Origin of the sequence: Collinsella sp. AF37-9 (assembly GCF_003475115.1) — a bacterium.
GTDB lineage: Bacteria > Actinomycetota > Coriobacteriia > Coriobacteriales > Coriobacteriaceae > Collinsella.
The window spans coordinates 31,627-56,526 of record NZ_QROQ01000008.1 but is presented as its reverse complement, the minus strand read 5'-3'; the positions used below and the strand labels follow the sequence as shown (position 1 = coordinate 56,526).

General features: G+C 59.8%; 18 protein-coding genes and 5 tRNA genes. 4 read left to right on the top strand and 19 right to left on the bottom strand.

Going from position 1 to position 24,900, the window contains the following annotated elements; translation table 11 throughout:
• Window positions 1-180: 180 nt before the first annotated feature.
• The 4 genes from rplI to rpsF form a co-directional block, all read right to left on the bottom strand.
• Window positions 181-720 (bottom strand): 50S ribosomal protein L9, encoded by a 540-nt coding sequence (gene rplI, locus DW024_RS04130; RefSeq protein ID WP_022094073.1) that lies wholly within the window; start codon window positions 718-720, stop codon window positions 181-183.
• A gap of 15 nt (window positions 721-735) precedes the next feature.
• The gene (rpsR, locus tag DW024_RS04125) at window positions 736-1,002 is read right to left on the bottom strand and encodes a 30S ribosomal protein S18 (RefSeq protein ID WP_006235829.1); all 267 of its coding nucleotides are present in this window, start codon (window positions 1,000-1,002) and stop codon (window positions 736-738) included.
• Between the two features lie 72 nt (window positions 1,003-1,074).
• Entirely contained in the window at window positions 1,075-1,527 is a 453-nt protein-coding gene (locus DW024_RS04120; protein WP_006235830.1) for a single-stranded DNA-binding protein, read from the bottom strand.
• 48 nt (window positions 1,528-1,575) lie between these two features.
• Window positions 1,576-1,869: a 30S ribosomal protein S6 gene (gene rpsF / locus DW024_RS04115; RefSeq protein ID WP_006235831.1), complete on the bottom strand. Its 294-nt coding sequence runs from the start codon at window positions 1,867-1,869 to the stop codon at window positions 1,576-1,578.
• A 505-nt stretch (window positions 1,870-2,374) separates the two neighbouring features.
• Here rpsF and DW024_RS04110 point away from each other — a divergent pair.
• From DW024_RS04110 to DW024_RS04095, 4 genes are all read left to right on the top strand, one after another.
• Window positions 2,375-2,465, top strand: a tRNA-Ser gene (locus tag DW024_RS04110).
• A gap of 48 nt (window positions 2,466-2,513) precedes the next feature.
• Window positions 2,514-2,604, top strand: a tRNA-Ser gene (locus tag DW024_RS04105).
• 427 nt (window positions 2,605-3,031) lie between these two features.
• Window positions 3,032-3,721, top strand: coding sequence for a trimeric intracellular cation channel family protein (locus DW024_RS04100; protein ID WP_233504599.1), 690 nt, complete (start codon window positions 3,032-3,034; stop codon window positions 3,719-3,721).
• A 106-nt stretch (window positions 3,722-3,827) separates the two neighbouring features.
• Window positions 3,828-4,973, top strand: coding sequence for a polymer-forming cytoskeletal protein (locus tag DW024_RS04095; RefSeq protein ID WP_118377040.1), 1,146 nt, complete (start codon window positions 3,828-3,830; stop codon window positions 4,971-4,973).
• 221 nt (window positions 4,974-5,194) lie between these two features.
• Here the strand turns inward: DW024_RS04095 and DW024_RS04090 are convergent, their stop codons facing one another.
• The 15 genes from DW024_RS04090 to DW024_RS04020 all read right to left on the bottom strand — a co-directional run bounded on the left by DW024_RS04090 (window position 5,195) and on the right by DW024_RS04020 (window position 24,891).
• Window positions 5,195-6,838: a SpaA isopeptide-forming pilin-related protein gene (locus DW024_RS04090; RefSeq protein ID WP_158572160.1), complete on the bottom strand. Its 1,644-nt coding sequence runs from the start codon at window positions 6,836-6,838 to the stop codon at window positions 5,195-5,197.
• A complete protein-coding gene (locus DW024_RS04085; RefSeq protein ID WP_118377038.1) occupies window positions 6,831-10,571 on the bottom strand; it encodes a Spy0128 family protein in 3,741 nt (1,246 codons plus the stop codon). The genes DW024_RS04090 and DW024_RS04085 overlap by 8 nt, the downstream gene beginning before the upstream one ends.
• Before the next feature lie 426 nt (window positions 10,572-10,997).
• The gene (typA, locus tag DW024_RS04080; RefSeq protein WP_117584035.1) at window positions 10,998-12,836 is read right to left on the bottom strand and encodes a translational GTPase TypA; all 1,839 of its coding nucleotides are present in this window, start codon (window positions 12,834-12,836) and stop codon (window positions 10,998-11,000) included.
• Window positions 12,837-12,953: 117 nt separating this feature from the next.
• A complete protein-coding gene (locus DW024_RS04075; RefSeq protein WP_089572580.1) occupies window positions 12,954-13,403 on the bottom strand; it encodes a hypothetical protein in 450 nt (149 codons plus the stop codon).
• 30 nt (window positions 13,404-13,433) lie between these two features.
• Window positions 13,434-13,790, bottom strand: coding sequence for a hypothetical protein (locus tag DW024_RS04070; protein ID WP_147327465.1), 357 nt, complete (start codon window positions 13,788-13,790; stop codon window positions 13,434-13,436).
• A 33-nt stretch (window positions 13,791-13,823) separates the two neighbouring features.
• On the bottom strand, window positions 13,824-14,324 hold the full coding sequence (locus tag DW024_RS04065; protein ID WP_117564020.1) for a bifunctional nuclease family protein: 501 nt from the start codon (window positions 14,322-14,324) through the stop codon (window positions 13,824-13,826).
• A gap of 185 nt (window positions 14,325-14,509) precedes the next feature.
• A tRNA-Ile gene (locus tag DW024_RS04060) sits at window positions 14,510-14,586 on the bottom strand.
• 4 nt (window positions 14,587-14,590) lie between these two features.
• Window positions 14,591-14,666, bottom strand: a tRNA-Ala gene (locus tag DW024_RS04055).
• A 67-nt stretch (window positions 14,667-14,733) separates the two neighbouring features.
• Window positions 14,734-14,810 (bottom strand) — tRNA-Ile (locus DW024_RS04050).
• A 298-nt stretch (window positions 14,811-15,108) separates the two neighbouring features.
• Complete coding sequence (gene gyrA, locus DW024_RS04045) at window positions 15,109-17,817, bottom strand: DNA gyrase subunit A (protein WP_199576925.1); 2,709 nt, start codon at window positions 17,815-17,817, stop codon at window positions 15,109-15,111.
• 208 nt (window positions 17,818-18,025) lie between these two features.
• Window positions 18,026-20,056 (bottom strand): DNA topoisomerase (ATP-hydrolyzing) subunit B, encoded by a 2,031-nt coding sequence (gyrB, locus tag DW024_RS04040; RefSeq protein ID WP_089572577.1) that lies wholly within the window; start codon window positions 20,054-20,056, stop codon window positions 18,026-18,028.
• A 105-nt stretch (window positions 20,057-20,161) separates the two neighbouring features.
• Window positions 20,162-20,725, bottom strand: a complete 564-nt coding sequence (locus tag DW024_RS04035) for a DciA family protein (RefSeq protein ID WP_089572576.1) — start codon at window positions 20,723-20,725, stop codon at window positions 20,162-20,164.
• Window positions 20,712-21,818 carry a DNA replication/repair protein RecF gene (locus DW024_RS04030; protein ID WP_118377036.1) on the bottom strand — a complete coding sequence of 369 codons (1,107 nt, stop codon included), beginning with the start codon at window positions 21,816-21,818 and terminating at the stop codon, window positions 20,712-20,714. The genes DW024_RS04035 and DW024_RS04030 overlap by 14 nt, the downstream gene beginning before the upstream one ends.
• 9 nt (window positions 21,819-21,827) lie before the next feature.
• Window positions 21,828-22,931, bottom strand: a complete 1,104-nt coding sequence (gene dnaN, locus DW024_RS04025) for a DNA polymerase III subunit beta (protein ID WP_099432409.1) — start codon at window positions 22,929-22,931, stop codon at window positions 21,828-21,830.
• 238 nt (window positions 22,932-23,169) lie between these two features.
• On the bottom strand, window positions 23,170-24,891 hold the full coding sequence (locus tag DW024_RS04020) for a DnaA ATPase domain-containing protein (protein WP_118377035.1): 1,722 nt from the start codon (window positions 24,889-24,891) through the stop codon (window positions 23,170-23,172).
• Between the last annotated feature and the right edge of the window lie 9 nt (window positions 24,892-24,900).

The following is a 24,900-nucleotide window of genomic DNA, read 5'->3' as shown; positions in this document are numbered from 1 at the left end:
CACGGTCCCAAAACGCGCCGCGCGCCGCCAATCATCACCGAACCAAACGGATGAACGGTCCTGTATATAGGACTTCGACGCAACGTTCACCATGAAACTCACTCAGCGCAAAAAACAAAAGGGCGCCCTGGTTTCCCAGAGCGCCCTTCTTAGAACAAGATTGTTGCGTTGCAGCAAATGCTACTCGGCAGCAGCCTCAGTCTCGACCTCGGCGGTCTCGGCCTCGGCGACCTCAGCGGCCTCCTCGACCTCAGCCTCGGCAGCGAGCTCCTCGGCGGTAACGCCGACGAGAACGACAACCTCGGCCTTGATCTCGCGGTACAGCGAGATGGCAACGGTGTGGGCACCGGCAACCTTGATGGGCTTACCGAGCTCGACGCGCTTGCGGTCGATGTCCATACCGAGCTGAGCCTTGATGGCGTCAGCGATCATAGCGGCGGTAACGGAGCCAAAGAGGATGCCCTCGTCGCCGACCTTGACGTCAACGGTGACCGTCTTGCCCTCGAAGGCAGCCTTGGTCTCGTTGGCGGTAGCCAGACGGACGGCCTCGCGCTTGGCGATGTTGTTGCGACGCTCGTCAAGCTGCTTGAGGTTGCCCTTGGTGGCGGCAACAGCGAGCTTCTTGGGGAACAGGAAGTTCTCAGCGTAACCCTGAGCGACCTCTACGACGTCACCCTCGCCGCCCTTGCCCTTGATCTCATCGAGAAGAATAACCTTCATGATGCGTCTCCCTTCTTAGCCGCGGTCGCGGTTGCCACGAGAGGAAACCACGGGGACGGTGTACGGCAGGAGAGCCATCTCGCGGGCGCGCTTGATGGCGTTGGCGATGTCATGCTGATGCTGCGTGCAAGCGCCAGTGACGCGACGGGGCTTGATCTTGCCACGATCGGTCATGTACTTACGGAGAAGCTGAGTGTCCTTATAGTCGATGAACTCAGTGTTCTCCTTGCAGAACTGGCAGTACTTACGACGCGGCTGACGTGCAGAAAAATCATTAGCCATGTCAAAATACCTTTCATTTGGCAACTTCGGCGAACCGAAGCAGCCTCTCACTCAAAAATAGGTGAACAACCCTTAGAACGGGATGTCCTCATCGTAGACGTCGACCGCGGGCGGCGTAGCCACCGGTGCGGCAGGACGTGCTGCGGGCGCGGGAGCTGCGGGGGCGTAACCACCCTGATCGTAGCCACCCTGGCCACCACGGGAGCTCATAAACTCGATCTCATCGACGATGACCTCAAGCTTGCTCCGGCGCTGGCCGTCGCGCTCCCAAGAGCTGTAGCGCAGCTTGCCCTCGATCGCGACCTTGTTTCCCTTTGCCAGGAAACGGCTCACGGCCTCGGCGCGGGTACCGAACATGGTGCAGTCGACAAAGTTGGGATAGTCCTCCCACTCGCCAGTCTGCGCGTTGCGGCGACGATCGTTCACGGCGACGCCAAAGGACAGAACCTGGGTTCCGCCGGCGGTGGCGCGCAGCTCGGGATCGCGGGTGAGGTTACCGGTGATGTTCACTCGATTGATGCTCATAACTCACTACTTCCTCTTGGGGCACAAGCCCAGTCCAAAACGACAGTCTTACTCCTGGTCGTCGCGACGGACGATCATGTGGCGGACCACAGCGTCGGTGATGCGCAGGACGCGATCAAGCTCGGCGATCTGGGTAGGATCTGCGTGGAAGTTGATGAGGGTGTAGTCACCATCGGTGAGGTCGTTGATCTCGTAGGCGAGCTTGCGCTTGCCCCACTCGTCAACGGAGTCGACCTTGCCAGCGCCCTCAGCGATCGTGGTATCGATACGCTTCATAACAGCGAGACGAGTCTCGGGGTCGAGCGACGGGTCAACAAAGAACAGCAGTTCATAAGCCTTCATATTGTCACCTCCTCTGGGCAAATGTGGCTTCAGGTCGTGAAGGTGCGCCTGAAGCAGGAAAAGACTTGGTAATAATATCTTTCAACCTCCTAGGCTGCAAGAATATGCAGCTACAACCTCATGACCTCCACATATGCCCATACTCACACGACGTTTCATGCGCATTCCAACCAAATGCTGACCAAAAGCTTGACGGATCTGTTGACAAGATACGGTGCCGTGGGGACAAGCAGAGCCAAGCCGCAGGTCAACGGGCACAAGGCTGTGGTCGCAAAATGCATACCAGTGGCCCACAGCACCACCCAAAGATTTTTAAATTCATTGCCGAGTCGCTTATGAATACCCTTTTTTGAACAATTGAGTTGATCAACCACGCTGGTCGGAAGCCGTTTTTTGGCACCTCAAGCCCCACCGCAGCGCCAAGCACGGCCAAGCGTTTTAAAAAATGCCAACTTTTCTGTTTGCACTTTGCGATTCCTCGTGTATACTGACTTTCGCATTTAACGGAGAGTTGTCCGAGTGGCCGAAGGAGCACGATTGGAAATCGTGTAGGCGTCAAAAGCGTCTCCAGGGTTCAAATCCCTGACTCTCCGCCAGTTAATTCCAAAGCAGGCCTTCGAGCCTGCTTTGTTTTTACCCCACGCGGAGGGGTGGCAGAGTGGTTGAATGCGGCGGTCTCGAAAACCGTTTGGCCTGTATAAGGTCACGAGGGTTCGAATCCCTCCTCCTCCGCCATTTTGGTTGAGAAAGCTCCCGAAAATGGGGGCTTTTTTGTTTAGAGTCCCTTACAAGCAAATACTGCGGAGGAGGAGGGATTCGAACCCGCCAGGGCGCGGAGCGTAAAGAAAACGCGCCACTGGCGCGTTTTTAGCGCAGTGCGGTCGGTGCAAGCCGACCGAATAAATTTTGAGCTCCGCTCAAAATTTGGACATCCCTCCTATTCAGCCACGCCCCCATTGCTTTCGATTTCACCTTGAATCTCAAACATGTACGTCACCCTCCAAAACCGACACTTTTCGACATCTTTGAAGGCTGATGTACATGTTTGGTGCCTACGCCCCCACCCAGTCCCGACCGTTTACCGAGCAATAGGGTCACCACGCCCGCCAACCATGTACTATGTACGGGCATTGTCTAAACCCGCAACCAAAAGGACCCCATCTTGCCCGTCGTCGCCGCTATGACCGTTACCTCACACGCCACGGATGCCATGGTCGCTATTCCGTTTTGGCTCGAGATGTTCGCTGTTGTCGCGGCATCGATCTCAGGCGTGCTGGTCGCGCGCGAGCACAAGCTCGACTTGGTGGGCGCGGTCGCGCTCGCCGTGGTCTGCGGTCTGGGCGGCGGTCTCTTGCGCGACATGACGCTGCAGGTGGGCAACGTCTACATCCTCAACCAGCCGATGGCGCTCCCGCTTTCCATTGCCACGGCAGCCATCATCTACATTTTCCCGGCAATCGTCGACAAGCCCGAAAAACTCATTCCCCTGCTCGACATCATCTCAGTCGGCATCTACGCCGCCACCGGAGCAGACAAGGCACTGGTCTACGGCTTTGCGCCGGCGGTGTGCATCATGATGGGCTTTTTCACCGCGGTGGGCGGCGGCATGCTGCGCGACAGTTTTATGGGCGTGGTACCGGGCATTTTCCAGCGCACCAACTTCTATGCCATCGCAGCCATCGCCGGCTCGGCGAGCTATGTATGCCTTGTCATGAGCGGCGTCGTCAGCAACATCACCGCGTTGATCGTATGCGTTGCGGTAACCATGGGGCTGCGCTGGCTGTCACTGCGTTTTGACATCAAAAGCCCCACCGAAGAGGACATCGCGCGCTTTTTGCACCACAAAAAGTAGATTGCGCGGGCTCATCCTTCGAAATGCAACCGAGAGGTTCTTTTAGAGCGCCCACGCGTTGGGTACCCTGTTAGGTGCATATCGAGCATCTGACGAAGGATTCACTATGCCCCACAATCAATTCCCGTCGACCCAACGCCGTAAAGCGTGGGGCCGCATCACCATCCTATTCGCGCTCATCGCTCTGGCGCTCACCGCACTTCCCGCTACGGCTCTTGCCGGCACGGACACCGCAGGCAACGTACTTGCGACCGACAATGACGTCACTCCGTCCGGCGTCGAAGGTGACCTGTACTGGGCAGGTCAGAGCCTCAACCTGGACGATACCTCCATCGACCGCGATATCATCGCTGCGGGCGATACCCTCTCGATCCGCGACTGCACGGTGGGCGGCGCCGTTCGTCTTGCGGCGCGCACCATCGACATTGCCAAGACTACGGTTGATGGCAGCGTCACGGTCGTCGGTCAGCATGTCGTGCTCAATTCCGACAGCACCGCCAACTGCTTCTATGCGATAGGCGAGACGGTTGCCCTGCGCGGCTCTACCAAGTCGGCAGCGCTCGCGGGCGATACGGTGACCATCGATGGCACCGTCGAGGGCGATGTCGAGGTCTGGGCCGACAAGCTCATCCTGGGCAAGAACGCCCACATCACCGGCACCGTGAACGCCCATGTTTCCGAGGACCCCGAGCGCGCCGCGGGAGCCGAGGTCGGCGCGCTCAAGATCGACCGCACCGAGAACGAGGATTCTTCCACCGTTAACGATGTCATCGGCGGCATCGTCGCCGTGGCGCTCTCGACCTGCTTCATCGCTCTGCTGCTCGAGCTCGTCTTTCCGCGCGCGACCGCCAGCGCCGCCGGAATGCTCCACCAGCGCCCCACGCCCCTGTGGGTGAGCGGTCTTCTGGGCACGGTCGCTATCGTCCCCGCCGTCCTGCTGCTGATTATCTCAATCGCTGGCCTGCCGCTTGCCGGAGCCCTCATGTGCGGTGTCATCGGCATCGCGCTGGTGTCGAGTGCCTTTGCAGGGTGCGCGATCGCGCGCATGGTCGGACACAGCCAGAACCGCTACGCCATGGCAGCCGTGGGTGGTGTAATCGCAGGCGCCCTCACGGGGCTTCCCCTCGTAGGCGGCTTCATCAGCGGCGTAGCCTTTGTCTTTATGCTCGGCTACATCATCCAGATCATCTGGCGCAACGCCCACCTCAAGCCGCAGCAGCCGGCTAACACGCCAGAACTCCCCACCGCCTAGCAGCCGATCACCACAAAGGGGCCAGGCACCTTTGTGGTGGTGCAAAGGGGTCAGGTTACTTTACACCAACAAACGAGGCGGGGCACTCGGTCACATTCGACCGGGTGCCCCGCTTTTCTTGGAGGGTTCTCTAGTAACTTTTTTAAAACCAATGATCATCAGGTCGGTAGGCCTGCGCGTCACTCGCTACGGAGGCAGTACGCCATTGAGCAAGGGGGCAATTATTTTTCACGGCGACCTCCTCCCCGCTTGATGACGAGCGCGACAACAATAGCCGCCACTCCGATGGCAGCCAAAGCCGCCACCAGCACCAACGCTCTATCTCCCGTCGAGGGCATAAAGCCTCGACTTGCTTCTTTGCTTGGGATGTTGAGCACCGACAGCTCAATCGAACCCGTCCCGGCATCGGCGGTATCAACCCGCAGAGGGCTTTCGGCCGACACGGTCACCTTGGGCTTCGCGGCCGTCACCTGTTTAACGTCCAGGCCCTCGGCCGTAACCGTCACCGTACGTTTGCCTTCAAAGGCGGCGTATCCCTTGGGAGCCGCGGCCTCTTCGACGGTGTAGACACCCGCGTCCACACCGGTCAATTCCACGTGGCCGTCCGCGCCCGTGGTGACGTGCGCGGTGGCATCCGTCGACCACGAGCCGTCAGTCGTTAGAATGCGCCCGCGGTCATCGATGATGCGCAGCTTGGCGCCCGCGAGCGGTTTATCGTCTGCGCTTGAGCGCTTGATCAGACTGAGTCCCCAGGTGTAGGCGCACGCGTCATCGCTCGGCGTGCGGGTGAAGCCGGCGTCGCCGGACTGGTCGGCAAGGGGAGAGCGCGGGTAGCGCAGGTAGACCTCGTTGGGGTTGCCCTTGGTGGCGCCCCGATTGCAGTTGGCCCCCAACGGCGCATTGTAAACAGCAACCACGCGGGCGCCCGCGGCGAAGGCGTCGGCCCCGCCAAGCGCGGCGACCAGGTCGCTGGTGCGCACGGTGAAGGCATTGCCCTCGACCGAGACCCTGCACTGTGAAGTAATGTCCGTCCACCCTTTAGCCGGCGTCGAGTTGGCGTTACCGCCCTCACATGTGACGGCGTCGAAGCCGCCGTACGCGCCCGCCGCCACGTACACGCGCACGCTCGCGGCCACCTTGGAGGGGTCGAGTCCCGCGCTCACGGTGTCGACGAACTGCACCGCGTAGGTGTCGTAGGCAGCGAGCCCCGCCGGGACCGTGGCCGAGAGGCGCCAGTACAGGTCGTCGCCGACCGTGGCGTCGGCGGCCTTCTGCCATGCGGCGGCGCTGTCCTCCAGCACATGCTTGGCGACCTTGGGGGTCACCGCCTTTGGCTTGACGGTGACGGCGCTGCCGCCGACCAGGGCCATGATCGGCGCGGTGCCGGCCTCGTTTTGGGAGATGGCGTCGTCGTCGGCGACGATGAGCCAGTAGCCGCAGGGCAGCTCGGCCGTCGTGCCCGCGTTAAGGGCCACGGAGGCGGCGCCTGCTTCGACAATTGCGCGGGCAAGTTTTGCCGTCAGCGCGGTCGTCATATGCCCGTCAGCATTCATCCATTCGGCAGCCGCTTGCGCCGTCGATGCCGAGCTATCAAGCCCCGCATCATGAAGCACCGGAAGAACGGCCTGGCGAACGGCATCATTCGCCCACGTTACGTCAGTTGCAATTTTTTGGTCAGTATCGGCGTCGTCGACAACGGTCGCCGAAAAGAGCTGGTACGCGTCATACCGCGTCGCAACCGTACCGTCCACCGTAATGGCACCGGTATCGGCAGCATGAGCCGTCCCAGGGGCAATCGCGAAAGACAGAATAGCGGCCATGATTATCGTCGCGGCAGCCACCAAGCGGCGCCAAAGCCTACTCACGGCTACCACCTCGACCTTGATCGCGATGGCGACGAGCATGCATCCATGTCGCAGCAAAACACAGCATCGAAGCGCCGGCCAGATACGTCATAGTCAAGCCAGCACCGCCCGCCTCAGGAAGCGTGGTCGAGTACCTGTTGGTAAAAGTCGGCGGCTCCCGGGAGCCATTGTCATACGTGACGACGGTGTCGAGCTGCTCATGCTCATTGTCGATAGTCACGTTAACCGTAACATCGTGCCCGACTGTGTCGTAGGCGATGTGGTCCTTGACGTTGTTCTCGGCGCCCTCGGGGACGACCTCAGAGATGGCGTAAGTGTAGGTACCGGCCTTGTTGTAATCGACATTGAAGGAGACGTTGCCCTTGGCGTCATTGGTCACCGTCTGGAGCACCTTGCCATCGGCGTCCTTGAGCGCGAACGAGAACTGCCCCTTCTTGAATGTGCCCCCTTCAAGCACTTTCTTAGCCCGAATTGTTACAGTTCCCTTTAGACGATTGTCATAGACCCAAATCTCGTCCTTTTTGTCATCGCCTATGATCTCCGCACCGCCGGCGATGGTCTTTGCCTTAGCTAGCGCAGTTCGATAATCCTCGTCACTCGCGCTGCCCTTGAGCATGATCCACGTGGGATCGGCCTTGGCATAGCCAACAGGCGCCCTGGTCTCCACGAGCTGGTAGAGCACGCAGCTGTTCATCGCCTTGTCGCTCGTGCCGAACGATATCTTGCCGTTGGCATCGGTCTCAGCGGTGGCAAACAACGCTCTGGTGCTCTCCCCACCCATATCCACGCTGTAGAGCATGAACTCCGCCCCTTTGAGCGTAGCACCGACCTGCTGGGCGTCGTACTTGGTCATCGTGATGCCGTAACCATTGCCACCCGCACTAGCGGAAGCGTTCTGGATGGTCCATATTCGCTCGTCAATCGCTGTGCCTTCCGTCACACCCGTAAGCTTGGCGGTATTGGAAAGAGACACCTCTTCACCGGGGTTTCCGGTCGGGATAACCTCGTACTCGACCTTGAGGTATTTCTCGTCGGGCACCTCAAGAGTCAACTTCGTACGCGAGCCAGATTCATCATTGACTTGCTCCATCTTCGACGAATAGTCCTTATCAGTCAGCGGTGACCAGGCGCCATTCACCCGCTCATAGACCTTAAGCGTCGACGGCACCAGCGTGCACTTGGCATCCATGGTATCGACGAGCTCAAGGAAGTCAGTGCCACTCTTAAGGGCAACAGCAGATTCGTTAACAAGAATGGTGTACTTTATTCGATTGCTACTACTGACCTGCTCACCGGTCTTTTTGATGACGTTGTTCTTGATGGTGACGGCACCGCTACCGAAGTCGAACTCTTTATCTCCCGACTTAGCGCATGCGGAGTTGGTAAACATCACCTCATTCTTAGAAACATCGAGTTCGTCGCGCTTGACCGCCGTTTTGTATGTGAGTTTCGCGTAGCCGGCATAGCTTCCAAGCTTAGTCGTGGGGATGGAGAAAGTGACCGTGTTGCCCCTGCCGCTAACGTTGCCGGCGGCAAGCGTCTGACCCGTAACGACCTCCTTGGCCTCGCTTCCGCGATGAAGCCCCGTATGCTGATCGTAGGGGTTTTGCACGAGCGTGTACGTGGCGGAACCCGCAACATAGCTCATGCCGTCCGGAAGGCTGTCAACGATATTCAGCGATTTACCGTAGAGTTTTCCGGCTCCATAATATTCTCCGGCGTCGCTCTTGTTACGGTTCGCGTACACCGTCCACTCAACAATCCATGCGCCCTTCTCGTCCGAGCCGTCGACGGCGCTCCATTCGAAGCCCTCCTTCCAAGACACCTTCGCCTCAGCTTTCGGCTTCTCGACCGCGGGCGTCGTTTCCTTGTTGACAACATACATTGGACTATCGGTGTAGTACGGCCAACCACCGTTCTGCCCCGGCACCGTAACCGATGCGAAGTTCGAGTACCAGCCCGATAGTGCTTCGGACGTGGTGGTATAGGTGATGACGGCGTAGTCCTCGCTCTTGAGGGCGGCCTTCACCTTGTCGTTAACATAGATATCAAGGTCGAAGTTTCTTTTGTTACCATTCTCCGATACGACCTTATTAGCCTGAGTATCTACAAGTTCATTTTTAGTTAGCTTCCAATCGACATCTGGAGACAGATCGGTTTCACCGATCTTGATCTTTATTGACTTGACATCAACACCAAGTTCTTGCTTCCACGCCGACTGAAACGTATCCTTCACCGTCACCAAACCAGGATTGGCCGCATTGACAATAGCCTTAAGCGCGACACGCGTCTCCCACGTCGCTCTACCCGTCGTCGCGGCTTCATCGGAGCTCACGAGCCTCTTAGTGATCGGCGTACCGACCAGCTGCGGCGTGAACTGACCTTCGCTGGCGCCGGAAACGGAACCCTCGCGCTCGATGGTCGCGTTATTGCGCACGGTGTCGTACGAGCTCGTGTCGTTCATCTTGGTGTGATAGACGATACGATAGGTGGCGCGCTTGTCGGCAAGGTCGGTCGGGAACGTGTAAGAAAACGAGTTCTGCGACGGATCGAGCGCGCCGGTCGCAAGAACCTCCGACCCGGAGCTGCCCTTGTAAACCGTGTAGCCCCCTGTATACGTTTGCTTATCATCCAGACGGTCAGTGAACATATAGCCGCTCATATCAACTTTGAGTTCGCCTTGATTGAGTGCGACAGTCCACGAGATATCGGAGGGCGAGCCCGAACCGTCAGACTTCTTGATCATGTCATAGCGAAACTTGCTGGGAGCAACAGTCACAGAGCCGTTTTGGCGATCGCTCGAGCTGCCCCACTCCCACGTTGCCGTGTTCTTGGATGCGTCCTGCTCGTCGACAAACTCGCCGTTACCCGCGGAAACACCGCTCTTCAGCACCGTCTCATACGTAATCGTGTGCTTCCCCTGGGAAAGGTTGCCCAGATTGTCGATGGTCACAGTCTGACCGTCGACCGTCGGCTGCGGACCGAGCTTCTTGCCATCGAGCGTGAAGCTGCCGTCCACAAAGTCGAAGTTAGCGCCCAGCGTATCGGTCAACTTGACATTCGTTGCATACGATTCGACGGTAAGCTTGACGGTCCACGTAACTTTGGCCACGCCATCGGCGCCCTGGGAGAAGGCTCCTGATTTCTCCCCTTTGACGGCGCCATCCGTAGTTGGAATATTGATTGATCCCGCACCGGGGAACTTGATAGGTGTACTGCTGCCCGAGCCAGCGTTCTTATTTGCTAACTCAAATGAAAAATTGGCTCCGACAAAAATTTCCGCAGGGTTTTTGTCGAGCCAGCTCTTGTCAAACGTAAAAATGACCTTATTGTCCTTGATCTCCCACGTACCAGCCTTTTCGGCAGTAGCCTCCGGACCCTCCATGAGGTCGCCACCGGCGTTTTTGTCAACGACTATGGTATCGGGGAGCTCGTAGACAGCGATGTAGTTCCGAGGCGTAGGCGCCTTATCACTTATGAACCGTGCCGAGAAAGCTCCGTAGAGCTTCGAAGTAGACGTTACGGCAGTATCACCCAAAGGCTTATTATGGTTCTCATCGGTATACAGCTTGACCTCAACCGTTACCGTATCGCCGTTGATCACAATCGGCGTCGGCGTCGTCGCATCCTCGGCGCGCACGGGGGCTGCACCGTGAAAAACTGCGGCGGTGAGGCTAATCAAAATGAAGATCAGGGCCGCCATACCCAGCGACCGTGAGCGGTGTGCGTCCATAGTTGTCCCCTAATTCCTACAACACGTTGTGGAATACGGCGAATCGTCGGACCGAACACAAACCCCAACATCAACGAGAACCTACCTAGCGCATTGCAAGAACCCACTGGGGAGCAACTTCTAAGACGGTTCGTCTATGCCACAATGCATAACATACAATATAGATACCAGTCATGTAAACCGCAGGTAAAGAGGTCTTTTAATTTAATACCAGTTGATATTTACCTGTTAACAGTTTTGTATCATACCGGCTATATTCAGTGAAATTATGTATATATTTAAACAACTTACCTTTGACCAGAAAGCCGATCGGAGGGGATAGCCGCCCCCACCGTGGTGTAGGCGAACCTGTCCCCCTTGCACCAAAAAGGGCGCCGACCATTGCGGTCGACGCCCTTTCTTGTTAGACGCTATAAAGCCCAGCGCTTATTTGTTGACCTGACCGGCGCGGACAGCAGCCTTCTTGCGGTCGGTGGCGTTGAGCAGACGCTTGCGCAGGCGGATGTTCTTGGGAGTAATCTCCACCAGCTCGTCGTCGGCGATGTACTCCAGCGCCTCCTCCAGAGAGAAGGTGCGAGGCGGCACCAGCTGCACGGAGATGTCGGAGGTCGAGGAACGCTGGTTACCCAGGTTCTTGGTGCGGGCGATGTTGACGACCATGTCGCCGGCCTTGCTGCGCTCGCCCACGATCATGCCCTCGTAGCACTCGGTACCCGGCTCAACAAACAGCTGACCGCGCTCCTGCAGCGTACCCAGGGCGTAGGCAACGGCCTTCTCGGTGGTCATGGAGATCATGGCGCCGTTCTGGCGGTTGCCGATCTCGCCGGCGTAGGGGCCATACTCCAGGAAGGTGTGGTAGAACACGCCCTCGCCGTGGGTGACGTTCATGATGCGGTTCTTAAGGCCCATGATGCCACGCGTCGGGATCTTAAACTCAAGGTGCGTCACGATGCCCGAGGTATCCATGCTCGTCATGATGCCGCCGGAGGTACCGAAGACCTCAACGACCTTGCCCGAGTACTCGTCCGGGCACTCGACGACGGCCTGCTCGACGGGCTCCATCTTGTTGCCGTTCTCGTCCTTCTTAAACAGAACGCGGGGACGGCCAACCTGGAACTCAAAGCCCTCGCGACGCATGGACTCCATCAGAACGGACAGGTGCAGAATGCCGCGGCCCGAGACCTCGACGCCGCTCTTGTCCTCGAGCTCCTCGATCTTCATGGTCACGTTGTTCTCGGCCTCGTTGAACAGGCGCTCCTTGAGCTGACGGGCGCCAACGATATCGCCGTCGCGGCCGACGAGCGGGGAGGTCGAAGCCTCAAAGACGATGGACAGGGTCGGCGGGTCGATCTCGATGGGCTCGAGCTCGACGGGATTCTCGGGGTCGGTGTAGACATCGCCGATATCGGTGCGGTCGATGCCCACAACGGCGGCAATGTCGCCGGCGCCGACTTCCTGGCACTCGGTACGGCCCAGGTAGTCGAAGGTAAAGAGTTGCTTGACGGTAGCGGTGGCGCTGGAGCCGTCGTTCTTGACGACCAAGATCTGGTCGCCCTGGTGGATGGTGCCGGAGTACACGCGGCCGATGCCGATACGGCCGACGAAGTTGGAGTGATCGATGGTCACGCACTGCATGGCCAGCGGAGCGGTCTCGTCAACCTCGGGTGCGGGCATGTCGTCGATGATCATGTCGAGCAGCGGGTACATGTCCATGTTGCCGTCCTCGGGATCATGACGGGCAAAGCCGTTGACGCCGCTGGCGTAGATGACATGCTCCATGGCAAACTCAAGCTGGTCGTCGGTAGCGCCCAGGTCGGCCATAAGGTCCAGGCAGTCGTTGTAGGCCTTCTCGGGGTTGGCACCCGGACGGTCGATCTTGTTGATAACGATCATGATCTTAAGGCCGGTATCGATAGCGTGACGCAGCACGAAGCGGGTCTGGGGCATGGGACCCTCAAAAGCGTCGACCAGCAACAGGGCGCCGTCGGCCATACGCAGCACGCGCTCGACCTCGCCGCCGAAGTCGGCGTGGCCCGGGGTGTCGATGACGTTGATCTTAACGTCCTTGTACTCGATAGAGATGTTCTTGGCGAGAATCGTAATGCCGCGCTCGCGCTCCTGGTCGTTAGAGTCCAGGACGCGGTCCTCGACCTGCTGGTTGGCACGGAAGGCGTCCGTGGCACGCAGGAGCTTGTCGACCATCGTCGTCTTGCCGTGGTCGACGTGGGCGATGATGGCGATGTTCCTCAGATTGTCTACGCGCATGTAGTTCCCCTATCTTCTATCCATATACAAACGGCACGCGTATGCGGCCCGCCCAGCGATACAACGCTCAGCGGGAATATTGAGCCTTTTACCGAAAACTCGTTTATTTTAGCGATTTTAGATAAGAGGGGTTTCCTCACCTGCAGGTTCAGGGTCGCTCCACATAAAACCATCGCCGGCGCCCATGCCCTCATACAGCACGTATGCCGAAAAACCGCTCTCGAGCGTGGTTTCGAAGAAGCTCACGAGCAGAGCATCGTGATAGCCGCCGTCAATTTCGACGCAGCCGGTGTAGCCGATGGCATAACGGGCGATGCGGCCCAGGCCCTCGTCCTTAAGACCCATCTTGTGCTCGGAGATAAAGTTGGTGGCCGCCTCGAGGCACGCCTCTTCGCCGTCCTCGTCGAGCGCCGCCAGATATCGGTTGGAAGCAGCGTCCTCGATCGCCACAACTACGCCCGGATTCTCGCCGGCGGCAAGGTCGTCCAAGAACGCACCGATCAGGTCACACACCATGGCGTCGAGCTCGGCGGAGACGTTACCGGCGTCCTGCATATCCTGTGCCATCTTTAGACCTTCCCATCGAGTCTGGCGTCGTTACAGTTCTTGCGCCTCGGCGGCGATCTTGGCGGCAGCGTCGCGGGCGCGCATCATATCCATCGCGCGCTTGTCGAGCACCTTGATCTGACTGGTCAGCATTACCGCGTCGACCACGCCCCAGATCACGAGGCCCGTAGAGATCGAAAACCCAAGCGCACCCACTGTACCACGAAGGCGCGAGCAGATTGCCGCGACAAGGGCGGAGATGACAACCATCTTGATAAACGAGCCGCGGCGTTCGCGAAGCGTGCGGGCCTGCGTCACATAGGCAATGCGAGCCGCCTCAGAAGCCTCCGAGCGCATCTGGGCCTCGCGGGCGATCGCAGCCGCCTCGGCCGACATACCGCCGGCCATCAGCGAACGCTCCGCAGCCTGGCCGCCCCGCATTTAGAAGTCATCGGGGGAGAGCGTATGGACGAACTCGTCGAACTTCTCGAACTCCTGCTCGTCGTCGACATCCTCGGCGTGGGTGGAAACAGTGCCCAGGCGATTCATGATGTCGTCCTCCACAAACATGGGGGCATTGCTGCGCACGGCAAGGGCAATGGCGTCACTGGGGCGGGCGTCGATCTTGCGCTCCTCGCCATCGACCAGTACGACGATCGTCGCGTAGAACACCGGCGGCTCGGCGCGAACGATCTCGATGCGCTCGAGTTTGGCACCCAGGGCGTCAACGGTATCGAGCAGCAGGTCATGGGTAATCGGGCGCTCGGCGCGGCCGCTATCGATGCCGCGGCTGATGGCAGCAGCTTCAAACGAACCAGTCTGAATGGAAAGGGAACGCAGCGGCGCGGGCGAGTCCGATTTGCTGCTGCGCTCACGAAGCACGATAAGCGATGGCACGGGACCGGCGGCCATGACGATGGTCTCTATGTCGACACGAACCATGGAACACCTCCGGTACGTAGCGGTTAACACGCGGCAGCCCGCCGCATTGAATAGCTATACTACCCAAACTTTCGCACAGCACACAAAATCAAAGTAGTTAATTTGGGACGGGGCTTTTTTGTCTACCTTCAGTAGATAAGAAAAGAGCCCCGAGGCAATTGCCCCGAGGCTCTTCACAGTTTTGATGGTGGACCTGACAAGATTCGAACTTGTGACCTCCCGGTTATCAGCCGGACGCTCTAACCAACTGAGCTACAGGTCCATCATGGTGGAGGTTAGGGGGATCGAACCCCTGACCTCAGGCTTGCAAAGCCCGCGCTCTCCCAGCTGAGCTAAACCCCCACGGAGACAGTAATAAACACCCCAGCGGCGACTCGGCTCTCGCTGGGGTGTTTATTGCGAAAGAAAGTGGTGGACCTGACAAGATTCGAACTTGTGACCTCCCGGTTATCAGCCGGACGCTCTAACCAACTGAGCTACAGGTCCATCGCGCAAGGGATATATTAGACGAGTCGTTACGCGCACGTCAACAACTTTTTTGAAAATCTTTGGGAGGGGTGGTCGCCGGGCTGACGAGATGGTTTTGGTTTGCTGCTCGGACAGTCCTGCGCAAGACGAAGGCCACATTAAGTGGCCTTCTTTGCGTGCGGAACTCGCGACAAACCAAAACCATCTCGTCAGCCCGGCGACCATGGGGTCCCAAGGTTTTCAAAAAAGCGGTCGGCGCGCAGGTGCGCCGACCGCCGATATATGGGGTCTGATATTTTCTACCAGCTAGGGCCTCTTACTCGTCTAGGAGATCCTCTGGCATGTCGTTGCCGTCGCCTAGGTCGACTGGGGCCTCTTCGGCGTCGGTTGCGGCCTCGGCGCCTTCGCCTTCGGGCTTCTCCTTGGCGGCCGTCATGCGGGCTACGGCGCAGATGCGGTCGTTGTCGTCGACGGTCATCATCTTGACGCCCTGGGTGGCGCGGCCGGTCTGGCTGATCTCGTCGGTCTTGACGCGAATGACCGTCGCGCCCTCCGTCACGATGAACAACTCGTGCTGCGGGCCCACCGTCTTCATGGCCGCGAGGTTGCCCTTACGCTCGGTCATTTGGATGGTGTAGACGCCCTGGCCGCCGCGATTCTGCTCCGGGTAGTCCGCGACCGGCGTGCGCTTGCCGTAGCCGCGCTCGGTGATGACGAACAGATCGCCGTTGCCGTTAGTGACTTCCATGCCCAGAACGCTCACGCCGTCCTTCATACCGATACCGCGAACGCCGCTGGTATCGCGGCCGGTGGCGCGCACCTGCTCCTCGGAGAACATGATCGCCTTGCCCGCGGTGGTGGCCAGGATAATCTTGTCGCCCTCGCGCACGCGGCGCACGTTCAGCAGCGCGTCGTCGTCACGCAGGTTGATAGCGATCAGGCCGTCGCGACGGCTGCGGTCATATGCGCTCATCACGGTCTTCTTGACCATGCCGCTCTTGGTGGCAAACATCAGATACTCGTCGGCAGGGAACTCGCGGCAGCTGATGACGCTCGCGATCTTCTCGCCCTCCTCGAAGGGCAGAAGGTTGACGATCGCGGTACCGCGCGCCTGGCGCGTACCCACCGGCAGCTCGTGCACCTTCAGGCGATAGACCTTGCCCTTGCTCGAGAAGAACAGCACGTACTCGTGCGTGGACGCAATGAACATCTCGTCGATGACATCATCCTCTTTGAGGTTAACGCCCGACACACCCTTGCCGCCGCGCTTCTGGGCGCGATAGGCGGCCACCGGGATACGCTTAACGTAGCCGGTGTGGGTGATGGTCACGACCATGTCCTCGTCGGCGATGAGGTCCTCGACGTCCAGGTCCTTCTCAACCTGACTGATCTCGGTGCGGCGCTTGTCGCCGAACTTCTTCGAGATCTCGCGCATCTCCTCCTTGATGACGCCCAGAATCTTCTCCTCGTGCGCCAGCAGGTCCTCGTAGTAGGCGATGGCGCGGCGCAGGCCGTCCAGCTCTTCCTGAATCTTGTCGCGCTCCAGGCCGGTCAGGCGGCGCAGCTTCATCTCGAGGATGGCCGTGGTCTGCTCGGGCGTAAAGCCAAAGCGCTCGATCAGGCGGCTGCTGGCCTCGGAATCGGTCTGCGAGGAACGGATGATGCTGATGACCTCGTCGATATGGTCGAGAGCCATCAGGTAGCCCTCGAGGATATGCGCGCGGGCCTGGGCCTTCTTAAGGTCGAAGCGGGTGCGGCGGGTGACGACGTCGACCTGGTGATCGATGTAGTGCTGCAGCATCTCGCGCAAGCTCAGGCATTTGGGAACGCCGTTGACGAGGGCCAGGTTGTTGGCGCCGAAGGTCGTCTGCAGCGAGGTGTACTTGTACAGGTTGTTGAGCACGACCTGCGGAATGACGCCCTTCTTGAGCTCGATGACCAGGCGGATGCCCTTCTGGTTGGACTCATCGCGCATGTCCGAGATGCCCTCGATGCGCTTGTCGTTGACGAGCTGGGCGATCTTCTCCTGCAGGGTGCCCTTGTTGACCATGTAGGGGATCTCGGTAAAGACCAGGCGGCTGCGGCCGGTCTTGGTGGACTCCACGTGGGCCTTGGCGCGCACGGTAATGGAGCCGCGGCCGGTCTCGTAGCTCTGCTTAATGCCGGCGCTGCCCATGATGATGGCGCCGGTGGGGAAGTCCGGACCGGGCATGATCTGCATGAGCTCGTCGACGGTGGCGTCGGGGTTGTCGATCAGGTAGCAGGTGGCCTCGATCGCCTCGGTGAGGTTATGCGGGGCGATGTTGGTGGCCATGCCGACGGCGATGCCCTGGCTGCCGTTGACCAGCAGGTTGGGGAAGCGCGCAGGCAGCGCCTGGGGCTCGGCGAGCGATTCGTCGTAGTTGGGCTGCCAGTCGACGGTATCCTTCTGCAGGTCACGCAGCAGCTCCATGGCGGGCTTTGCCAGGCGGCTCTCGGTGTAACGCATGGCAGCGGCGCCGTCGCCGTCGATGTTGCCGAAGTTGCCGTGGCCGTCGATGAGCGGCGTGCGCATGGAGAACCACTGCGCCAGGCGAACCATTGCCTCGTAGACCGCGAAGTCACCGTGCGGATGGTACTTACCGATAACTTCGCCGACCGTCCAAGCGGACTTCTTGTGCGGACGGTTGGGGTAGATGCCGCTCTCGTTCATCGCGTACAGGATGCGGCGGTGCACCGGCTTTAGGCCGTCGCGCACGTCCGGCAGGGCGCGCGCCGTGATGACCGACATCGAATACTCGATAAACGACTGCTTCATCTCGCGACCGAACTCCGAAATCTGGAGCTGGCCGCCATTGATATCCTCGCCGGCCGAGGCGCCACGGTCGACTTCGCCAAAGCTCTCCTCGAGCTCACCGTCGTCCTCTTCCTCGTCATCATCGGCATCGGGGTTATAGGCGTCCGGATCGCCGTCCTCGCCCTGCTCAGCACGGGCAAGCAGGCGCCTCAGATCGTCGGGCATGCCGGCGTCGCCGGCCTCGCCCATGCCCTCGTTATTGTTGATATCGTCTGCCACGTTACCTCCTCATGGTTTGCGTGGTCCATTAGTTCCCTACCACGGAGACGGATTACCGGGAATGCCGGATAACCCTCCTAGGTTTTCCAGGTGCCCCAGGTTGCCCTGAAGGATGAGGGCGCACGCCTTGCGTGCGGCGCCCGAAATCCTGAAGGGCAAGATGGGGTGCCTGGGAAAGCTAGGCGTCTAGGAAGCGTGCGTCATGCGCGTGCTTCTCGATGTACTCGCGGCGATAGCCGACCTCGGAACCCATCAGCTCGCGCACGGCGCGGTCTGCCACCACGGCGTCCTCGATCGACACACGCTGCAGAATGCGGGTCTTGGGGTCCATCGTCGTCGAGGCAAGCTGCTTGGGGTCCATCTCGCCCAGGCCCTTGTAGCGCTGGACGGTATAGCCCTTGCGCTTTTTGGTGATCTTGCCGTCCTTGGCCTTGCCGTCCTCGTCGTTATCGTCGGGGTTCAGTCCCAGACCCTGGATGGTGTCGCGCAGGATCTCGTCTTCGGGCTGGCGGCCGTTGGGATACACGTAGTGGATCTTGTTGCGCACCTTGATGCCAAAGATGGGCGGACAGGCAACATAGACGTAGCCGGCATCGATCAGCGGACGCATGTACTTGTAGAAGAACGTCAGCAGCAGGATGCGGATATGCGCACCGTCGACGTCTGCATCGGTCATGATGATGATCTTGTGGTAGCGCGCCTTGGTGATATCGAAGTCGCCGCCGTCGCCGGCACTCGTCGTGACACCGCAGCCGATCGCGGTAATCAGCGACTGGATGGTGTCGCTCGAGAACGCGCGATGGTCACCAACGCGTTCGACGTTCAGAATCTTGCCGCGCAGGGGCAGAATCGCCTGGATGTCTCGGCGACGGCCATCCTTGGCCGAACCGCCTGCCGAGTCGCCCTCTACGATGAAGAGCTCGGTCAGCTCGGCATCGCGCACCGAGCAGTCAGCGAGCTTACCGGGCAGGGACGCCGTCTCGAGCAGGCTCTTGCGGCGGGTCGCCTCGCGCGCCTTGCGGGCGGCGTTGCGCGCCTTGCAGGCCTGTTGCGCCTTCTTGACGATCTCGCGGGCGGGCTTGGGATGCTCCTCCAAGTAATCGGCGAGGCCGTCGGTCACGATCTTGAGCGTGAGCGCGCGCATATAGGAGCTACCGAGCTTTGCCTTGGTCTGGCCCTCAAACTGCGGATCGGGCAGCTTGACCGAGATAACGGCCGAAAGGCCCTCGCGCACATCGTCGCCGGTCAGGTTGGCGTCTTTTTCCTTGAGCAGGTTCTGCTTGCGCGCGTAATCGTTGATTACGCGGGTGAGCGCGGTGCGGAAGCCCTCAAGGTGCATGCCGCCCTCGGGAGTGTAGATGTCGTTGGCGAACGACATGACGTTCTCGCCGTAGCCGCTATTCCACTGCAGGGAAACCTCGACCTCGCCCATCTTGGTCACAGGCGCGTCCGGATCCGATTTACCCTCGATGTAGATGGGCTCCTTAAAGGCCTCGGGGACGTCCTTGCCCTCGTTGAGGAACTTGACGAAGTCGATGATGCCGCCCTCGTAGCAAAACTCCTCCACGTGGGGAGTCGCCTCGCGCTCGTCGGTCAGCACAATCTTAAGGTTCTTATTGAGGAACGCCGTCTCCTGCAGACGGTTGTGCAGCGTATCGAAATCGTAGATGCAGGTCTCGAAGATCTCGTCGTCGGGCCAGAAGGTGACGGTGGTGCCCGTTGAATCCGAGGTGCCCACGACCTCCATCTTCTTGACGGTCTTGCCGCGCGAGAACTCCATCTCGTAGGTGTTGCCATCGCGGCGAACCTGAACGACCACGCGCTTGGACAGTGCGTTGACGACGGAGATGCCCACGCCGTGCAGGCCGCCCGAGACCTTATAGGCCGAGTTATCGAACTTACCGCCGGCGTGCAAGATCGTCATGACGACCTCGAGCGTCGGGATCTTTTTAACAGGGTGCTCGTCGACGGGGATGCCGCGCCCGTTGTCGACGACCGTGATGGAGTTGTCGGCGTGGACCGTCACCTGGATCTCGGTGCAGAAACCGGCCATGGCCTCGTCGACGGAGTTGTCAACGATCTCCCACACCAGGTGATGCAGACCGCTGGCGCTCGTCGAGCCGATATACATGCCCGGGCGCTTACGAACGGCCTCGAGACCTTCGAGAATCTTAATCTCGCCGCCATCGTAATCGTTTTCGTTTGCCACACGTCCTCCTTCAGTCAAGAAAATGTGTACAGCCTTACTAGTTTATCGTAAAAAAATACCCTCGGGAACGAGGGTATTTGGCTCTACAAGGCCACCAGATGCGATTTAAGGCTCTTTTTTGCTTTGCACGCCCTTGGCCCACTCGGCACTGGCTCTCATGGCATTCTCGAGGGCCTCGCGCAGTTTTTGGTCTTCGATGGGCGCCACTTGGCGCTCGATCTCGGTACGCTCGGCCTCACTTAGGTCGGCGTGCGGGGCCGGCGGTCGCTCGGTCGTCGCCTGGCGCAGGCGCTCCTTGGCGGCGGGCGGCGTGTGACCGGGCGCGGTGGTTTTGAACACCAGGCCGTCCACATGCGCACCGGCGCGCTCCATGCGCGCACGGATGATCTCGCGCAACAGCGTCATTTCCTGCGTCCACGAGGGCGAGTCGAGATACACCAGCAGCTCATTGGACTCGGGCAGGTAGCGCAGCCCCGTCACATGCCGTCCCTCGCGCGTGCCCGAGCACACCGCGTTCCATGCGCGATAGACCGCGCGCGACTCCTCGGCGGCCTCCATCTGCGCACGGCGCTTAGGCGTTGCAGCCGCCAGGATGCGCTGGCGCTCTGCGTTCAAAAATCCACTGAAGGCGACTGTCTCGCTCTCGCGCTCGTAATTAGCACGTCTCACCCATGCTCACCACCTTGGCTCGATCAAGCAGGTCATCGGTAAAGTACCCCAGGTTGGTCGTAGTTATGACCGTCTGGATATCATCGCCGATCAGCCGCAGGAAAGCGCCGCGACGCTCGCCGTCGAGCTCGCTCATCACGTCGTCCAAAAGCAGCAGCGGGGCGGTGCCCAGGACATCGCGAGCCACGGCCACCTCGGCCACCTTCCAGGACAGTACCAGCGTGCGCTGCTGTCCTTGGCTGGCAAATGAACGGGCGGAGCGACCAGCCACGGTGAACTCGATCTCGTCGCGATGCGGTCCCACCAACGTCACGCCGCGGCGAATTTCCTCGTCGGCATGCTCGTCAAGGGCAGCCAGCATGCGCTCGTACGCCCAACCCTTCAGCTCTTCGCGATCCTCGACCTGGGGCAAATCCCCCAGCGTGGACGCATAGGTCACGTTGGCAGCCTCGCCGGACGCCACTTGCCCGTAGGCAGTGTGCACATGGCCCGCCAGCCGGTCGAGTAGGGCCAACCGGTGCACGAGCAGGGCCGAGCCCGCGCGAGCAATCGAATCGTTCCACGCGCCGAGCACCTCGCGACAGCACCAGGTCTCCTTGAGCAGGGCGTTACGCTGGGTCACGCAGCGCCCATAGGTGCTCGCAAGATCGGCATAACGCGCGCTCAGCTGCATGCCAAAGTCATCGAGGGCGGCGCGGCGCACACTGGCGCCTCGCTTAACCATGTCCAGATGGTCGGGGCAAAACAGCACGCTCGGCAGAATCCCGCGCACACCGGCGGCAGAGCATCTCTTGCCGTTGCGACTAAACGAGCGCTTACCGTCCTCCGCGCTCAATCCCATATCAAGCACGCGGCCGTCGCCCTCGAGCCTCAGCTCGATCTTGCACGAGCCCACGCCGTCATGGACGAGCTCGGCTGCGGTCGGATGCCTAAACGAGGCGCCACTCGTCAGCAGCTGCAGCGCCTCTATGAGATTGGTCTTTCCCGCCGCGTTGGGTCCCGCAAGTATCGTCACGCCCTCGTCCAGGGCAAGGCGATAGCTATCGAAGCTGCGGTAGTGCGCGACGGAAAGATCGCGGGCGAACATGGTCATGGCGCAGCGCTAGATGCGGACCGGCATGACCAGGTACAGGTAGTTGATCTTGTCGTAGGACTTGAAGATGCCCGCCTGCGAGTAGCTCTTGAGCTCCAGCGTGATCTCCTTCTCCTTGGACAGGGCATTGAGGCAGCCGAAGATGTAGTGGTAGTTGAAGGCGATGGTACCCGACTCGCCCTCAGCCTCGACATCGATCGTCTCCTGCGCAAGGTCCTGGTCATTGGAAATGGAGGACAGGCCCATCTGCCCGTTCTCGACATCGATCTCGAACTTGACGGCGGGGTTGGCGCTCGCGATAACGGCCACGCGCTTGAGGGCGGCGTTAAAGGCGGCGACATCGATCTTGACGCTCGTCACGCACGAATCGGGGATGAGCTGCTTGTAGTTGGGGTACACGCCCTCGATGCGACGCGACACGTAGGTGGTGTTGCCGGCCTCGAAGACGACCTGGGTGTCGGTAGCCCCGATCATGATGGTCGCCTGGCTGGCCATGATGTTCAGCGCGTCGTTAAAGGCGTCAGCCGGAACGTTGAGCTCAAAGGAGCCCTCGAGGGTCGAGGTCTCGACCTGCGTATCGCACACGGCCAAGCGGAAGGAATCGGTCGCCACCAGGCGTACGGTGTTGTTCTCGACCTTCATGTGCACGCCGCCCAGGATGGGGCGAGCCTTGTCGGTCGAGGTGACGCGCCACACGCGGCCGACCATTTCGGACAAGACATCGGTCGGCAGCTCCACGGCACTCTCGATGGCATAGGCCGGAAACTCGGGGAAGTCATTGGCATCGAGCGTGTTCAGCCTAAAAGAGCTCTTCTCGCAACCAATCAGCACCTGGCGCTCGGACAGCTCAAAGGTGACCGGGGCATCGGGGAGGGTCTTGGTGATATTGGAGAGCATCTTACAGGGGATAACCATCTCGCCCTCTTCTTCGACATGCGCCGCGATGCGATGACGGATCGAGATGGTGTAGTTAGAGGTCTGGAATTCCAAGATGCCGTCTTGGGCCTTAACGAGCACGCCCGACAGGATGGGGAGGGTGGATGCCGAAGCGACACCCTTCATAACGACGCCGATGGCTTGTGTAAGCGAGCTCTGGCTGACGGTGAACTTCATCTTTTAATACCTTTCTATAGATATAAATATCTTAATAATAGTAATAGCACTGACGAAACTGTTGATTACTCCCAAAGACGCAGGTCAGACCCAGAAAGAGAATCGACAGCAACCTGTGTGCAACAGGGGTGGTTTTCCACGTTCAAAACCTGCGCAAAACTTTTCATCACCGCGGGTTGGGTTTTAGACACCTTATGCCCGTGGTTTCGACAAGTTTTCAACAGGTGTCTCTATTTCCCTACGAGCGCAGTGTAATTTTATCGCGCAGCGACTTGAGGTCTTCGGTGACGGTGCGGTCTTCCTGGATCATCTTCTGGACCTTTTTGTAGCTCGTACTGACGGTCGAGTGGTTGCGGTTGCCAAATTCGGCGCCCACCGCCGTGGTCGTCATCTCGCACATCTCGATGGCCAGATAGATGGCAATATGGCGTGCTTTGGCGATATTGGCGTTGCGACGCGGGCCGATGAGCTCCTCGTGCGTCACGCCGTACTGCTCTTCGATGACGGACTGAACCGTCTGGACGTTGATCTTTTTGGCCGATGTGTCGAAGTACTGGCTGGCGATGGCGTCGATATCGTCAAAGGTGAGCTCCCCGCCCTCGCGCTCGCGGTCGCCCGCCTCGCCGGCGCAGCGCTCGCAAAAGCTCTCGAGTTCGCGGATGTTGGTGCCCGAGACCTCGGCCATGTGTTTAAAGTGCTCGTCGGTCAGGTGCCCGCTGTCGCCCCCATAGGCCGCCAGCAGCGAGTCGTCGCCTGCCTCGGGAGCGGCGACGATGGTGTTCTCGTAATAGCGCTGCAAGATCTTATATTTCATCTCGTAGCTGGGCTCTGCGACCAGGCAGAGCATGCCGGCGTTGAAGCGGCTGGTCAGACGCTCGTCCATACTCAGGTCCTTGGGGGCGCGGTCTGCCGCGATGACGACCTTCTTGTTGTTGCGGATGAACTCGTCCATGAGCTGGAAAAAGTAGTCCACGCTCGCGCGCTTGCCGATGATGTTTTGGATGTCATCGATGATGAGCACGTCCACGCCGTGGTATGCCTGCATGATGGGGGCATTGCTCTTCTTTTGACGGTCGAACTCGGTCATCAGGTCGTCCAGATATGCCTGGGAGTTGGCATACTTGACCTTGATCTCGGGCGACTTCTCGGCGAGCTCGTTTTTGATGGCAAGCAGCAGGTGCGTCTTGCCCAGGCCCGATTTGCCGTAGATGAACAGTGATGTGCACGTGCCGCGCTCGTCTGCGAGGGCGGCAAACTTGAGTGCCGAGCGATAGGCATGGCTGTTCTCGGGGCCGTAGACAAAGTTCTCAAAGGTAAATTTTGAGTTCGCGGCGAGCGGGGCTCCATCCGTATTCTGCTCGGCCGGTGCGGTCGGTGCTGGCATGGGTGAAGCGGGGGTCGCAGCTTGCGTGGACTTAGTCGGCGCTCCGCCCTTCATCTGGTTCATCATGCGACGAAAGTCATCGGCCGAGAGCGTGTTCTTGATTGCAATGCCCGAATCCGCGCCCGCCGCTGCGTCGTGAGCGATAGGCATGTGCGTGACGGGTGCGTTCGTTGACGCCGCAGCGGTAGGCAACGGTGCCATGGTTTCACGGGAAACATCGCTGTGCTGGTGCTCGATTGTCGGCACGTCGCCTGCGGAGGCCGGCACCGCCGGGGAGGCAGCGGGAGCCGCGGCAGGCGCCGTCGCGGCAGCGGATTCCGCCACGGCTCCTTGCGGTGCCACGATGTCGAGCGCAATCGGTGCAAAGGCGATTTCTTCCAGATAGGCCTCAATAGTCGGCTGATGCTTTTTGAGCTGCGCGATGGCAAAGCGCGAGGGGGCCTCGATCGTGAGCGTATCTTCGGTCAGGCTTATGGCGCGCGATTGCCCCAGCATGTTGATGAGGCGTGCATCTTGGCCGTCGCGCTGGCAAAAGGCGATGGCATCCCCCAGGATGATGCTTGCTTCCTCGTCCACTGTCTCTCC